The organism is Photorhabdus kleinii (genome assembly GCF_025384885.1).
GTDB lineage: Bacteria > Pseudomonadota > Gammaproteobacteria > Enterobacterales > Enterobacteriaceae > Photorhabdus > Photorhabdus kayaii.
Genome location: NZ_JAJAFY010000039.1, coordinates 32,156 through 46,023, shown reverse-complemented (window position 1 = coordinate 46,023; position 13,868 = coordinate 32,156). Strand labels below are relative to the sequence as shown.

At 47.1% G+C, this 13,868-nt stretch carries 14 protein-coding genes and 1 riboswitch; of the genes, 12 read left to right on the top strand and 2 right to left on the bottom strand.

The annotated features are described in order from the left end of the window. Positions 1-381 precede the first annotated feature (381 nt). Positions 382-1,896, bottom strand: coding sequence for a trypsin (locus tag LG003_RS16895; protein WP_262981218.1), 1,515 nt, complete (start codon positions 1,894-1,896; stop codon positions 382-384). Positions 1,897-2,318: 422 nt separating this feature from the next. Next, positions 2,319-2,915, bottom strand: a complete 597-nt coding sequence (locus LG003_RS16890) for a TorD/DmsD family molecular chaperone (RefSeq protein WP_262981217.1) — start codon at positions 2,913-2,915, stop codon at positions 2,319-2,321. A 461-nt stretch (positions 2,916-3,376) separates the two neighbouring features. After that, positions 3,377-3,562: riboswitch (cobalamin riboswitch) on the top strand. A 101-nt stretch (positions 3,563-3,663) separates the two neighbouring features. Here LG003_RS16890 and LG003_RS16885 point away from each other — a divergent pair. The 12 genes from LG003_RS16885 to LG003_RS16830 are packed head-to-tail and all read left to right on the top strand — an operon-like array spanning position 3,664 to position 13,770. Next, the gene (locus LG003_RS16885) at positions 3,664-5,046 is read left to right on the top strand and encodes a cobyrinate a,c-diamide synthase (protein WP_262981216.1); all 1,383 of its coding nucleotides are present in this window, start codon (positions 3,664-3,666) and stop codon (positions 5,044-5,046) included. Then, entirely contained in the window at positions 5,043-6,002 is a 960-nt protein-coding gene (cbiB, locus tag LG003_RS16880) for an adenosylcobinamide-phosphate synthase CbiB (protein WP_262981215.1), read from the top strand. Before LG003_RS16885 ends, cbiB begins: the two co-directional genes overlap by 4 nt. A 14-nt stretch (positions 6,003-6,016) precedes the next feature. Further along, entirely contained in the window at positions 6,017-6,649 is a 633-nt protein-coding gene (locus tag LG003_RS16875; RefSeq protein ID WP_112878624.1) for a cobalt-precorrin-8 methylmutase, read from the top strand. Next, entirely contained in the window at positions 6,646-7,782 is a 1,137-nt protein-coding gene (cbiD, locus tag LG003_RS16870) for a cobalt-precorrin-5B (C(1))-methyltransferase CbiD (RefSeq protein WP_112878625.1), read from the top strand. The genes LG003_RS16875 and cbiD overlap by 4 nt, the downstream gene beginning before the upstream one ends. Further along, positions 7,779-8,381, top strand: coding sequence for a cobalt-precorrin-7 (C(5))-methyltransferase (locus LG003_RS16865; RefSeq protein WP_112878626.1), 603 nt, complete (start codon positions 7,779-7,781; stop codon positions 8,379-8,381). The genes cbiD and LG003_RS16865 overlap by 4 nt, the downstream gene beginning before the upstream one ends. Beyond that, positions 8,371-8,940, top strand: coding sequence for a decarboxylating cobalt-precorrin-6B (C(15))-methyltransferase (locus tag LG003_RS16860; protein ID WP_262981214.1), 570 nt, complete (start codon positions 8,371-8,373; stop codon positions 8,938-8,940). Before LG003_RS16865 ends, LG003_RS16860 begins: the two co-directional genes overlap by 11 nt. Then, the gene (locus LG003_RS16855; RefSeq protein WP_112878628.1) at positions 8,933-9,706 is read left to right on the top strand and encodes a cobalt-precorrin-4 methyltransferase; all 774 of its coding nucleotides are present in this window, start codon (positions 8,933-8,935) and stop codon (positions 9,704-9,706) included. The genes LG003_RS16860 and LG003_RS16855 overlap by 8 nt, the downstream gene beginning before the upstream one ends. Further along, positions 9,687-10,748: a cobalt-precorrin 5A hydrolase gene (cbiG, locus tag LG003_RS16850; protein WP_262981213.1), complete on the top strand. Its 1,062-nt coding sequence runs from the start codon at positions 9,687-9,689 to the stop codon at positions 10,746-10,748. The genes LG003_RS16855 and cbiG overlap by 20 nt, the downstream gene beginning before the upstream one ends. Further along, positions 10,742-11,467, top strand: a complete 726-nt coding sequence (locus LG003_RS16845; RefSeq protein WP_112878630.1) for a precorrin-3B C(17)-methyltransferase — start codon at positions 10,742-10,744, stop codon at positions 11,465-11,467. The genes cbiG and LG003_RS16845 overlap by 7 nt, the downstream gene beginning before the upstream one ends. Next, entirely contained in the window at positions 11,464-12,249 is a 786-nt protein-coding gene (locus tag LG003_RS16840) for a cobalt-precorrin-6A reductase (protein ID WP_112878631.1), read from the top strand. The genes LG003_RS16845 and LG003_RS16840 overlap by 4 nt, the downstream gene beginning before the upstream one ends. 13 nt (positions 12,250-12,262) lie before the next feature. After that, positions 12,263-13,057 (top strand): sirohydrochlorin cobaltochelatase, encoded by a 795-nt coding sequence (gene cbiK, locus LG003_RS16835; protein WP_112878632.1) that lies wholly within the window; start codon positions 12,263-12,265, stop codon positions 13,055-13,057. After that, the gene (locus tag LG003_RS16830) at positions 13,057-13,770 is read left to right on the top strand and encodes a cobalt-factor II C(20)-methyltransferase (RefSeq protein ID WP_262981212.1); all 714 of its coding nucleotides are present in this window, start codon (positions 13,057-13,059) and stop codon (positions 13,768-13,770) included. Before cbiK ends, LG003_RS16830 begins: the two co-directional genes overlap by 1 nt. The last annotated feature ends 98 nt before the right edge of the window (positions 13,771-13,868 follow it).

Genomic DNA, 13,868 nt, shown 5'->3' with positions numbered 1-13,868 from the left:
TAGCTGCACCAGTTAAAATTTTCGATATTGTCATGTTACAGGCTCCTTTAATGAAATTATTTGAAACCTCAACAAGTGATTTTTGTGAGCTAACTATCATCCATAAGATCGTCTTCATAGGATATTAAGTTAATAATTTCTTCTACAAATCGTCATTTTGGATATTACTTGACTCATGGATATGTCTGATTTCTATCACATCTAATACGTATAAAGGATATTTTTATAGATATTAATAGGTGTTGCTTGATTACATAAAATATTTATTTTCTCCATTAATTAGTTGTTATCTTGAATCCTTAGTATCGTCAGTATAATTCGTATTTTATATTTATCAGTAGAGATAAAAAAGGCCAGCAAACGCTGGCCAATTTTAAAGACTTATTTCTTAACACCAAAATCACGATAATCTATTGGGCCTTTATTATCCGCCTGATCCAATCCATATACACAAAAGCGTACTGGGGAATCTTTCTTTTTAAGAGAAATTGGGATTCGTCTATAAATAGAGTAACCTGTGTCATCATCGCATTTTGTGGATTTTAATGGGCCTGATTTTACACGTAAGTCAACAATTTCATAGACGTTAAAAATCGGATCAACAATCCAACTATCTTCTGTTTCAAAAACTAATCTTGTTGTTGGTTTTATTGTCGGAGGTGTGTCATCAATTTCACGTAATTTTATTGATGCGTTAGACGTACTCTGCCAGCTTTTATTTGCAGAATGTTGTCCAATGACACACATGGCGTAAATCCCTTCTTTGGAAGGAACGGTAAGTTTTTCCAGCGGTTGTGTAGTGACTGGAATAGGTTTGCTGTATCCTTTAGGATCTGAACAATCAATATTACTCGCAAGTCCTCCTTTATAGCGAATATTATCAAAACCCTGCTCCTCAAGATGTAAATTCCAAGTGGCAGGTTTGTTGTTAACTGTGCTTTTAGTAATTAGTGGGCCGCCAGCGTTAATAGTGATCCCTTTTCCATCATCAAATTTACTTAAATCCAGTTTTCCATCAGGGGTAAATGCACGTGCAATTTTATCAACAGGAATATAATAGCTGGCACCTTCACGTGAGAAACCCTGATTCTTAACCAGTTCACAAGGCCGATTAAGACCGCATCCCGTGTAATTTCGATCGACGGTGGTATTTAATACACCAATTATTTTAGATTGATCTTTCAATATAACAGATGAACCAGAAGTTCCTCCCGCAACACCGGCGCAATTAACCGAAACGGCCGGAGACCAAGCCCATATGCCTTCATACAAAAGAGAGGTTTTTCCAGTAATGGAGCAAGCCGAATAGCGTAGATAGCGTTTATTACCTGCTATGCCATTGCCCGGAATGTGAGCAAGTTCAATCGGTTGGCTTTCTGATGGTGCATAATCTTTTTGTAAAGTCACCGGCAGTATTCCGCGATTTGCCAACTCACCATAAGTTGCTTTAAGTCTGAAAACTGCAAGGTCACCGTCTTTCATTGTTGCGTATAAAACCCTATCAACACCAACAGGTTGGTGTTTATTGATTAAGTCAATAAAGTAATTTGGTGTGTATGTCCAACCAGGACCTACAGGTTGATCAATCACGACTTCATTAGTATCTAATGAAGAGTCAAAACAATGGCCTGCGGAAAGAATAAGGGCTTGTTGATTGGCATCAGGGGTTTCTGAACCGGCAATAAGTGTCGCGGTACACAGACCACGACCGCTTAGTTTTCCCACATGCTTAAATCGCTCAGCGCCCGGATCGGTAGATTTTAATAGCGGAGCTTCGTTGCTGGTATTGTCTTGCAGATCAGCAATATGTTTGCTGTTATTTTCGGGAAGTGCTTGTACAAAACAACTTGTTGACATAATCCCTGTAATAAGTGTAGCTAAAAAGGTTTTTCTCATGTTTTTACCTCATGTTGTTTACATTTTTAATCTTTCCATGTAATGGAAACAGACATTCAATGAAGAAAAAATTATCGCTAAGTGTTTTTTAAAACTTTAATAAATCCTCTATATGAGTATTTAATGTTTACTAATTTATGAATTAATAGACAGTTTTTTTAGCGCATAAGATCATTCTATTGAGTGCCTGTTATCCATAGCCAATAATAAATAACATAAAAATCAGCTAAATAGTTTTATATACTGCAATAGAGCTATAACGTTCAATGGAACGAGAATTGGCTATAAAGGTTTTTCTGGTATAAATTCGTTGTTATAAAGGATGAGTTGATTAAATGAGAGTTGAACTCCAGGAGAATGTATATTTATTCGTTGTTACTAAATTTATCACCCGGAGCATTTGTTATGGAATAATAAAAGTGTTAGTAAAATAATTGTAGTCTTGCCGGAATGAGTTTTAATTCAGTTTGCAGTGTTTTTAAATAGTCAATAGCAATAGTGGCTAAAATGGGATAAAAATCATTTTCTAGTTTGGTTGTCTGCATCAATTCCAGATAACGGTAAGCCCAAGGTAGTAAGTGCTGTTCTAACAATGTACGTGCAGCAGGTTTATGCCCTTGTTCTAAAATATAAACTAAGGCCAGCAGCATCAGACCGAATTGATCTTCGGGTTCCCGTTGTTTACTGGACATGGCGATATTCTGTTTTGTCAGAAATTCCCGGTAAGCCAGCGTGCTTTCACCTGATAACGAGTTTTCTCGGTCCAGATAAACCGATCCCCAAGGTGGGGCTGGCATAACACCTTGCCCTTCGAACAAGATGGAGTAGTCATATTGTAGAGATTCGACTGAGAAGCTAGAGAGCTTTTTCGTCAGATTTTCTATTGTGCGGTTATTTGACCAGGGAAATAATTTATCAATATCGATAAGTAAGGGAATTAGTGGACGGACTTGTTCTGATTTCGGTGAGTAATAAAAACAGGCGCCAATAATGCGAGGTACAGCAGTATCTAATAACATGGAAAGTTCTCATTATGATTGGGTTATACCGATGGTGTAAGCAGCATAAACACATCATAAGCTTATATGTTATGAATAGATAGTTGATTATGATCAACGATTAATCTGTTGTGGTGTTGCTACTATCTTTATCACCAGATTGACGGTGGATTTTGTTATAAATCGTATAAGTTTATCGCCGAAAATAATAAAATTAGCCGCTTTATTGGTATGGGAAATATATATTTAATCTGCATTTTAATTTAATGAATTTAATAAGGTTATTATGGTAAAAGTGAATATATATCATTAGTTATCTAATAATTTAATAACTTGAAAAGTAGACCACGTTAAAAATAAATAAACCCTATGGATTTCAAGATGCGTCTCGGCGGCAAGGGAGCGAATCCCCGGGAGCATAGGTAACTATGTGACTGGGGTGAGTGAGTGCAGCCAACAAAGAGGCAACTTGAAAGATGACGGGTATAAACCGCCGTTAGGTTAATACCGCACCTTAATGGTGTGGTTGGGAAGGAGGTGAAAATCCTCCGCAGCCCCCGCTGCTGTGATGCTGACAACTCCGCTGATGCCACTGGTCGGAAAGACTGGGAAGGTTGCGGGGAAGGATGACGCTAAGCCAGAAGACCGACCTGACAGGCACGAGACATTAACTCCTTCGGTGGGAAGCGAGTTGTCATCCAAGTGGTGTGCGCAGTGTTGGCACGTCTTATGGGCGCTCCTTTTCCGATCGACATATCGGGAATTTTCTATGCAATGGTCAGGTAGGAAGGCATTTGTTATCGCGGGTACGGGTAGTGGCTGTGGTAAGACTACGGTTACCCTTGGCATTTTGCGGGCATTGATGTTGAGAGGGTTGACTGTCCAGCCGTTTAAAGTGGGGCCCGATTATCTGGACAGCGGCTGGCACAGCTCTGTGTGTGGCGTAGCATCGCGTAATCTTGATGCATTTATGCTGCCAACAGCAACGCTTAATGGTCTTTATAATCAGCATATGCGTCATGCTGATGTCGCGGTCATCGAAGGTGTGATGGGGTTGTATGATGGTTATGGTACCAACCCAAACTATTGCAGTAGCGCTGCAATGGCTAAGCAGTTGGGATGTCCAGTGATTTTGTTGGTAGACGGTAAGGCTGTATCGACTTCTGTTGCCGCAACGGTTCTGGGTTTTTGTCGTTTTGATCCCTCTCTAACGATTGCGGGCGTCATTATTAACCGCGTCAATTCTGAAAATCATTTCGAACTTATTCGTCATGCGATTGAACATTATTGCGGTGTTCCTGTTCTAGGGCGTTTACCCGTGATGAAAGATGTGTCGTTACCGTCTCGTCATCTTGGCCTTATTCCTGCTCAAGAGCAGGTGGACAATGATGCTCGCTGGCAGCGGCTGGCTCAACAGGTGGAGGCGCATATCAATCTTGACCGTCTGTTGGCGCTTTGTGACTGTCCTGTTTTACCCCCAGGTGAGGCACCATCATTGCCTAATCCCGCACTGGCTGATGGCTTGACGCTAGCGTTGGCAGATGATGAGGCCTTTAATTTTTATTACCCCGATAATCTGGAGATGTTGGAACGGGTGGGGGTACGTATTCACCGTTTTAGTCCACTGCATGATCGCCGTTTACCCGATTGTCAGATGATTTATCTCGGTGGGGGCTACCCGGAAATCTATGCCGCTAAGTTGGCCGCCAATAGTGCCATGCGGGAAGCTTTACAGGATGCGCATTGTCGTCAAGTTCCCATTTATGCTGAATGCGGTGGCCTGATGTACCTTGGTAAATCGTTAATCGATGGCGAGGGGGCGAGCCACCAGATGGCCGGTATTCTGCCGGGGGAAAGCCATATGGGTACGCGGTTGATGCGCTTTGGTTACTGTCAGGCACAGGCCCGTTTTGACACTTTGCTGGCCGCAGAAGGTGAGATTTTGCGGGGCCACGAGTTTCATTATTCTGATTTTATCAGCTCAGTACCCTCAGTCTTTGACTGTACTAAATGGCGTGACGGGATGGCAATACAGCAATGGGCCGGAGGCTATCAGGTACAGCAGACACTGGCCAGTTATCTTCATATCCATTTTGCTCAGCGTCCTAGCCTGCTTGATCGCTGGTTGAGGTCTGCAAGGAGGCTGTTGTGACACTTGCTGCCTGGTTTGCTGCTTTCTTGCTCGATAGCTGGTTAGGCGATCCGCCGCATTGGCCTCATCCGGTGCGTTGGATTGGTAAGCTGATCTCTCTGGTACAGCGGGCGGTTCGGCGCTGTTGTCACAGTGAACGTGCATTGAAAGTTGGTGGAGCAGGGCTATGGATAGTGGTTGTGGGGCTGACTTGGTTGGTGAGTTGGGGGTGTCTATGGCTGATGAACCTTATTCATCCTTGGGTCGGCTGGCTGGTTGAAGTGTGGATGATTTATACCCTGTTGGCTGGCCGTTGTCTGAGTGACGCCGCGCTAGAGGTACATGAGGTATTACAACAAGGCTCATTGGATGAGAGTCGTCAGCAATTGTCACGGATTGTTGGGCGCGATACTTCCCAACTAGATGCACCGCAAATCACCCGCGCGGTGGTGGAGACGGTGGCGGAAAACAGCGTTGATGGGGTTATTGCTCCACTGTTTTTTCTAATGATTGGTGGTGCGCCGTTGGCAATGGCTTATAAAGCGGTTAACACCCTTGATTCAATGGTGGGGTACAAAACGCCGGAATACCGCGCCATTGGGTATGTTTCCGCTCGCATGGATGATCTGGCGAATTGGTTACCGGCGCGGTTGAGTTGGCTGTTATTGAGTGCTGCAGCCTGGTTCATCCGGCTTGATTTTCGTCAGGCTCTGCGTATTGGCTGGCGTGATCGTTATCAGCATAGCAGTCCTAACTGTGGCTGGCCGGAAGCGACGGTGGCGGGAGCCTTGGGTATCCGCCTTGGTGGTTCAAATTGTTATTTTGGTGAACGAATAGATAAACCTTGGATTGGTGATGAACGCCGTAAAATCGCGCTGATGGATATCCCGCGCAGTATCCATTTGATGATGATAGCTTCGCAACTGGCCTTACTGTTGTTTGCGCTGTTGCGTTTACTGTTGGTCGGAATGGCTTAGAAAAGGGCAACAATATGAACTACCTCCAGAAACCTCAGCAAATTGAACAGAATAGCTTTGCAATCATTGGCGATATTATTGCCAGTGAGCGCCCTGATTATCGTTTTGTTGATGAGATGCAAGAAGCGGTAATTAAACGGGTGATCCACACCACTGCAGATTTTGACTGGTTGGATATTTTATGGTTCTCGCCGGGTGTGCTGGCCCGCATGACAGAGGCATTGAGCCGGGGATGTACCTTGTATACCGATACTACGATGGCTCAGTCCGGTATCAACAAAGCACTGTTACATCAGATGGGGTGTGAATGCCGCTGCTATATCAGTGATCCGCGTGTAGTAGCGATGGCGAAAGCGCAGGGTATTACGCGTTCTATGGCCGCGGTAGATGTCGCATTGGCGGAAGAAGGCGACAAAATCTTCGTGTTTGGTAACGCCCCAACCGCGCTGTTCCGTTTGCTGGAAAGGCAGGCTTTGCCATTGGCGGTGGTTGGGGTGCCTGTTGGTTTTGTCGGTGCGGCGGAATCGAAAGCCGCTTTGATGCAAAGTGAACTGCCTTGTATCGCTGCCTCAGGTCGTAAAGGGGGAAGTAATATCGCGGCGGCGATTATCAATGCCATTCTGTACCGATTGCGGGAGGCACAATGAGTGACACCATGCAACTAGACAGCATCTGGCATAACGGTAAGCAGTATCGCAAAGGTTATACCACGGGTTCTTGTGCTACCGCTGCCGCCAAGGTTGCCGCATTAATGGTGCTGCGTCAGCAAGTTATTGATCATGTTTCTATTGTGACACCTTCTGGTGTGACATTACGCCTTAACGTTGAACAGCCACTGATTGAAGGCCAGCAGGCGACTGCTGCTATCCGTAAAGATGGTGGCGATGATGTAGATGCCACTCATGGCATGTTGATTTTTGCCCGCGTCACTTTATGTGATCACGGTGAGATCCATCTGCGTGGTGGGGAAGGTGTGGGTACGGTTACCCGCAAAGGTGTCGGATTAGCGGTAGGCAGCGCTGCGATTAATCGTACACCGCGTCAGACTATTGAGGCAGCGGTACGGGAGGCTATTGGTCCTTTACGGGGCGCGGAGGTGGAAATTTTCGCGCCGGAAGGTGAAGAGCGGGCAAAGAAAACTTACAACGGGCGCTTGGGGATACTTGGCGGCATTTCCATCATTGGTACCACCGGCATTGTCACGCCAATGTCGGAAGAGAGTTGGAAACGCTCACTGGCGATAGAGCTGGAAATGAAACGTTCGGCGGGTGCTGAAAAGGTCATTCTGGTGCCCGGCAATCATGGTGAACGTTTTGTACGTGAACAATTGGGGCTTGATGGTCAGTTAGTGGTAACCATGAGTAACTTCGTGGGCTACATGTTGCAGGAAGCGGTACGGCTTGGGTTCCGCCATATCATGTTGGTGGGACACCCCGGCAAGTTGGTGAAAGTGGCCGCAGGAATTTTCCATACCCACAGTCATATTGCTGATGGCCGCATGGAAACGTTGATTGCTTATCTGGCACTGATGGGGGCGTCGCAGGAACTGCTGTTAGAGGTGAGTCGTTGCGATACCACGGAAGCGGCAATGGAACTGATCACAGAACACGGCTTGCAAGAGGTTTATGACCGTATTGCCGAACGCATTTGTGAACGAATGAGTGAAATGTTGCGTTTTGCGGTTAACCCACCGCGCTGTGATGCCATCATGTTCTCCTTTGATAATCAAATACTTGGCACCAGTCGCCCATTAAATGACATTTTGGAGGCAATGCGATGATCACCGTAGTGGGAATTGGTCCCGGCGATACTGCGTATCTGATACCGCAGGCACAGCACTATATCACTGAGGCGGAGGTATTGGTTGGTGGTAGACGTCACCTGGAGATATTTAGCGGTGTCACCCACGAAACCCGCGTACTGGACGCTGATCTTGCCAGTTTGCTTGCTTGGCTACAGAGCAACAGTACACGCCGGATTGTGGTATTAGCGTCTGGTGACCCGTTGTTATATGGCATTGGCAAATTATTGTCTGAATATTTTACCGCAGATGATCTGCGCATCATTCCGGGTATCAGTTCAATTCAGTATTTGTGTGCCAAAGCTGCACTGGATATGAACGATATCTATCTGACCAGCAGTCACGGGCGTACCCCGGATTTTAGCTGGCTTCTGCAACACGACAAAGTAGGCATGGTAACTGATGGGCGCGTCGGCCCGCGGGCAATTGCGGAGGCCATTATTGAGCGTGGCCTGAGCCGTACATTGATTATTGGTGAAAACCTCTCTTTGCCTAATGAGCGTATTCACCGTCTGCGGCCGGAAGCGGTGGCGACTGACTATGACATGAATGTGGTGGTGATCCTAAATGAGAGATGATGAATTTTTACGCGGACAGAAAGTGCCGATGACCAAAGAACCCGTACGTGCATTGGCGCTGGAGAGGCTGGAACTGAATGATGCTAGCCAATTGATTGATGTGGGGGCGGGTACGGGCAGTGTGGCATTGGAGGCGGCGTTACGCTTCCCGGCGTTAACCGTTACTGCCATTGAACGTAACCCGGCGGCACTGGCCTTGATTGAGGAGAATCGTCAACGACTAGGTTGTCATAATGTGGAGATTATTGCAGGAGAAGCTCCGTTAGCATTGGATGTGATGGCAAATGCCGTATTTATTGGTGGCAGTGGCGGGCAATTGACCGCTTTGATCGATTGGGCACTGGATCACATGTACACCGGTGGCCGCTTGGTACTGACTTTCATTTTGTTGAATAACCTAAATGATGCACTGGAACATTTGCGGACCTGTCAGATCAGTAATTTGGAGTGTATACAGCTACAAGCATCTACTCTGGCGTCCCTTGGTAATGGTCACTATTTCAAACCGAATAATCCGACTTATCTAATTTCCTGTTACAAGGAGAAGATCGATGTCTGAATATTTTGATCCTCGAAAAGTGTGGTTTGTCGGGGCCGGACCGGGTGATAAGGAGTTGATCACCTTAAAAGGTTACCGTTTGCTGCAACAGGCACAGGTGGTGATTTATGCCGGTTCGCTGATTAATACCGAACTGTTGGATTATTGCCCGCCAGAGGCTGAGTGTCATGACAGCGCCGGCCTGACGTTGGAACAGATTGTTGCACTGATGGTCGATGGTGTACGTGCGGGTAAACTGGTAGTGCGACTGCAAACCGGCGATCTCTCGTTGTACGGTTCCATACGCGAACAAGGGGAAGCTTTGACCGATGCGGGCATTAGTTTTGTCTCAATACCGGGCGTCAGTGCTTTTCTTGGGGCAGCAGCGCAATTAGGGGTGGAGTACACCGTACCGGAAGTGGCGCAAAGCTTGATTATTACTCGGATTGAAGGGCGCACACCGGTGCCGCCGCTCGAACAGTTAGAATCCTTCGCTGCTCATCAAACGTCAATGGCGATTTATCTTTCTGTACAGAAGATGAGGCATGTGGCCGCGCGTCTTCAAGCCGGCGGCTATCCGGCAACGACGCCGGTCGCGGTGGTATACAAAGCGACCTGGGATGAAAGCCTAACTGTGCGCGGGACGTTGGCGGATATCGCTGAAAAAGTACAGGCTGCGGGTATTCGTAAAACCGCTTTGATTTTGGTCGGTGCTTTTTTGGGAGAGGAGTACCACTATTCCAAGCTTTATGATGCGGGGTTTAGCCATGAATATCGCCGGGCATGAGTCGATTGCGGTGTTCTGTCTGACTCCGGGAGGGGTCAGACTGGTACGTCGGTTGAAAACTCATCTTCCTCTGACCTGTTTTACCAGCGAAAAGTTGTTGGAGCCGGGGTTTACGCCTTTTAATGGCAGCTTTGGCGACACGTTGCGCGAGGCATTTAAACACTATTCAGCGTTGGTAGTAGTAGCGGCGCTTGGCATCACGGTGCGCATGCTTGCGCCACTGATAAACGACAAAATGCATGATCCCGCCGTAGTGGTGATTGATGAAGGTGGTCAGCATGTTATCAGCTTGTTATCCGGTCATGTGGGTGGCGCTAATGCATTGACTCACCATTTGGCGGAGTTATTAGGCGCTGATCCGGTGATTACAACCGCCACGGATGTTAACGGGATGGCGGCGCTGGACACCCTTGCCACTCAATTAGATGCCGATATGCAGGATTTTCGCCACGTGGTGAAGGTGATAAATCAAATGCTGGTCAGTGGTCAGAAAGTAGGGCTGTGGTGGGATGAGCGACTACTTAGTGAACGCGAGCGGTGTGATACCCGGGGTTTTGTCCCGGTAGCGTGTTTGGATACATTACCAGCGCTGGATGCGCTGGTGTGTATCACATTGCGAGATTCATTGCCGGAATTGTCTCTACCGGTTTACAAACTGGTGCCGAAGCGTGTTGTGGCCGGGATCGGTTGTCGCCGGGATACGCCATTGCAAACAGTGATTGAGCTATTGCAGCAGCAGATGGCGGAAAACCATTTCGATCTGATGGCGTTACGCGCCATCGGCAGTGTTGTGATTAAAAAGGATGAACCGGCGCTAAATCAGCTTGCACAGCGTTGGCGTGTACCGTTTGAGTTGTTCAGTGTTAATGAGTTAAGTCTTCATGAGCAACGTTTTCCTGCTTCCGATTTTGTCCGCCAGACGGTAGGGGTTGGCAGTGTTTCACAACCTGTCGCCTGGTTGATGAGCGAAGGAAAATTGGTTGGTCGGACCTTGCGTCAGCAGGGCGTCACTATCACTTTGGGGGTATCACAATCATGTTAACAGTAATCGGTATTGGGCCAGGCAATGAATCCATGATGACACAGGAGGCCATTGAGGCGATCCGCGAAGCTGAAATTATTGTCGGCTATAAAACCTACACCCATTTAGTTAAGTATCTGACGATGGATAAAGAAGTGATTAAGACCGGTATGTGCAAGGAGATTGAACGCTGCCAGAAGGCGATCGATTTGGCACTGTCCGGCCGTAAAGTCGCTTTGATCAGCAGCGGTGATGCGGGAATCTATGGCATGGCGGGTTTAGTGCTGGAATTGGTTTGCCAGCAACAGTGTGATCTTGAAGTTAAGTTGGTCGCCGGGATCACCGCCAGTATTGCTGCTGCGTCGTTGTTGGGCGCACCGTTGATGCACGATTTTTGTCATATCAGTTTAAGTGATCTGTTAACGCCGTGGCCGATGATTGAAAAACGTATTATTGCCGCCGCACAAGCCGATTTTGTTATTTGTTTTTATAACCCACGTAGTCGTGGCCGGGAAGGGCATCTTGCCAAAGCGTTTGAACTTATGCGGCCGTGGAAAGCGGCGCAAACACCGGTTGGCGTAGTAAAAGCGGCGGGACGTAAAAAACAGGATAAATGGATTACCACGTTTGGCGAAATGGATTTCTCCCCGGTGGATATGACCAGTCTGGTAATCGTTGGCAATCAAACGACCTATTGCCGTGATGGATTGATGATCACGCCACGGGGGTATGAATTATGAGCCATCCGGCTATCCATGTTTTTGGCGGTACCAGCGATGCCCGGTTGCTCTGTCAGGCACTAGACGCAGCAGGAGCACGTTATCGTCTCTCTGTTGCTACTGATGCAGGGAAACAACTGGCGGGTGATATTCAGGGAGAGGTAGTGGTGGGGCGAATGGATGCCGAGGCGATGGTGGATTACTTTGATCAGCATAAGGTACGTTGGGTGATTGATGCTTCTCATCCTTATGCAGATGCACTAAGCCAAAATGTGCTCACAGCTTGTCGTCGTTTATCACTGCGGCTTACTCGTTATCAGCGTCCCAGTGAGATTGACTTACTGAGCCATCCATTGTTGCACAAAGTAAATAGTATCGAGGCGGCTTGCGACGTTGCCCGGACACTAGGGCAACGGATCTTGCTCACCACCGGCAGTAAGCAATTGGAGCTGTATCAGCGTTTACTACCGGGAAAAACGTTGTTGGTGCGGGTATTGCCGACCGCCGAGGTATTGATTCAGTGTGAAGCGTTAGGATTGGGGGTCGATCATATTATCGCGTTGCGTGGGCCATTTACGGCTGAATTCAATCATGCAGTGTATGAATTTTGTCACCCTGATGTGGTGATCACAAAAGAGTCTGGGGCCGAGGGGGGATATCAACAGAAAGTGGCTCCCTGTCTGGCACTCAATATTCCCTGTATTGTGGTGTGCCGTCCTACACAGACTTTACAGGGAGATGACGGAGAGCAGATTAGTTCGCTGGATGAGTTTGTCCAACACCTCGCCAATTGGCAGGAATAATGAGGGCAATAAAATGAAAAAAGCATTATTAATCATCAGCTTTGGTACCAGCTATCATCAAACCCGACAAAAGAATATTGATGTCTGTGAACAACAACTGGCAGCAGCTTACCGTGATCGCGATCTATATCGTGCATTCACCTCAGAGATGATCATCCGTAAATTAAAAAAACGTGATGGTTTACAGGTAGATAACCCACGTCAGGCGTTGGAGCGTTTGGTCAATGAGGGGTATCAGGATGTGGCTATTCAATCCCTCCATGTCATCAACGGTGATGAATATGAAAAGATTGTCAGTGAAGTGCGTACCTTTAGTGATCATTTCCAACGATTAGTAGTAGGCACACCGCTGCTTAACAGTTTTGCCGATTATCAACAACTGCTTATTGCCCTGAAAAGTCAGATGCCGCTATTAGCCGAGGATGAGCGGGTGGTGTTTATGGGACATGGTGCAACCCATCATGCCTTTTCTGCTTACGCGTGTCTTGATCACCTGATGAATTCACATAATTTCCCGGCGTTGGTTGGCGCGGTGGAGAGCTACCCGGAAATCGATAATATCATTATCCGCTTGCGGCGACAGGCGGTGCGTAAAGTACATTTGATGCCATTAATGATGGTGGCTGGCGATCATGCGATTAACGATATGGCATCGGATGAGCCGGATTCGTGGCGTTCTCAATTAGAAGCGGTTGGGATCAAAACGCAATCTTGGTTACAGGGATTAGGTGAAAATCCATTAATTCGCCAGATGTTCGTTCAACACTTGACAGACGCATTACAGGCAGATCAGCGGGAGGTGGTGTGATGAATGGAAAACTTTATGCTATAGGTGTTGGTCCGGGAGCGAGTGACTTGGTGACCGTGCGTGCAGCGCGAATACTCGCTGGCCTTGATGTGCTTTATGCCCCTGCCGGGCGTAAAGGAGGAGATAGCTTGGCGCTCTCCATTGTGCGTGAGTACCTGCTACCCCACACGGAAATTCGCACCTGCCATTTTCCGATGAACAGTAATGGCGAAGAGAAACAGGCGGTATGGGATGAAGTCGCGCAACAGTTGCAAGATGAAGTAGCACAAGGGCAGCAAGTGGGTTTTATCACGTTGGGTGATGCCATGCTGTTTAGTACGTGGGTCTTTTTGCTGGCGCGAATTGGTCAGCAAGAGTGGTTGGAAATTGTCCCGGGTATCACCTCTTTTGCCGCGATTGCCGCACGTACCGTATTACCACTGGCGATGGAACAGCAATCAATGGCGATAATGTCTTGCACTGCGCCGGAAGCTGAGCTGGAACAGGCGCTGCAAACGCATGATTGCGTGGTGCTAATGAAAGTTTATAACCGTTTTGCCACCGTGAGTACATTGTTGGCGCGCCTGAATTTATTTGAACATGCCCTATTAATGGCGGATGCTACATTGCCAAGTGAACAGTGCTGGCGCCGTTTGGATCAGGTGGACGTCGATCAGAAATTACCTTATTTTTCCACCATTTTGGTGAATAAACAGTGGCATACTGAGAAATAAGTGCTTGAAAGGTAGCTAAAGCTGCATGGCGAATGGAATCGCGGTTGTAAAAACTGAGGAGCAGCTTTTTGCTCTGCTACACCAATATAAAGGAGATA

Bases quoted from the DNA above. Each gene is read 5' to 3' on its own strand.
- LG003_RS16895 (WP_262981218.1), bottom strand. From the start codon at position 1,896: ATGAGAAAAACCTTTTTAGCTACACTTATTACAGGGATTATGTCAACA.
- LG003_RS16890 (WP_262981217.1), bottom strand. From the start codon at position 2,915: ATGTTATTAGATACTGCTGTACCTCGCATTATTGGCGCCTGTTTTTAT.
- LG003_RS16885 (WP_262981216.1), top strand. From the start codon at position 3,664: ATGCAATGGTCAGGTAGGAAGGCATTTGTTATCGCGGGTACGGGTAGT.
- LG003_RS16875 (WP_112878624.1), top strand. From the start codon at position 6,017: ATGAACTACCTCCAGAAACCTCAGCAAATTGAACAGAATAGCTTTGCA.
- cbiD (WP_112878625.1), top strand. From the start codon at position 6,646: ATGAGTGACACCATGCAACTAGACAGCATCTGGCATAACGGTAAGCAG.
- LG003_RS16865 (WP_112878626.1), top strand. From the start codon at position 7,779: ATGATCACCGTAGTGGGAATTGGTCCCGGCGATACTGCGTATCTGATA.
- LG003_RS16860 (WP_262981214.1), top strand. From the start codon at position 8,371: ATGAGAGATGATGAATTTTTACGCGGACAGAAAGTGCCGATGACCAAA.
- LG003_RS16855 (WP_112878628.1), top strand. From the start codon at position 8,933: ATGTCTGAATATTTTGATCCTCGAAAAGTGTGGTTTGTCGGGGCCGGA.
- cbiG (WP_262981213.1), top strand. From the start codon at position 9,687: ATGAATATCGCCGGGCATGAGTCGATTGCGGTGTTCTGTCTGACTCCG.
- LG003_RS16845 (WP_112878630.1), top strand. From the start codon at position 10,742: ATGTTAACAGTAATCGGTATTGGGCCAGGCAATGAATCCATGATGACA.
- LG003_RS16840 (WP_112878631.1), top strand. From the start codon at position 11,464: ATGAGCCATCCGGCTATCCATGTTTTTGGCGGTACCAGCGATGCCCGG.
- cbiK (WP_112878632.1), top strand. From the start codon at position 12,263: ATGAAAAAAGCATTATTAATCATCAGCTTTGGTACCAGCTATCATCAA.
- LG003_RS16830 (WP_262981212.1), top strand. From the start codon at position 13,057: ATGAATGGAAAACTTTATGCTATAGGTGTTGGTCCGGGAGCGAGTGAC.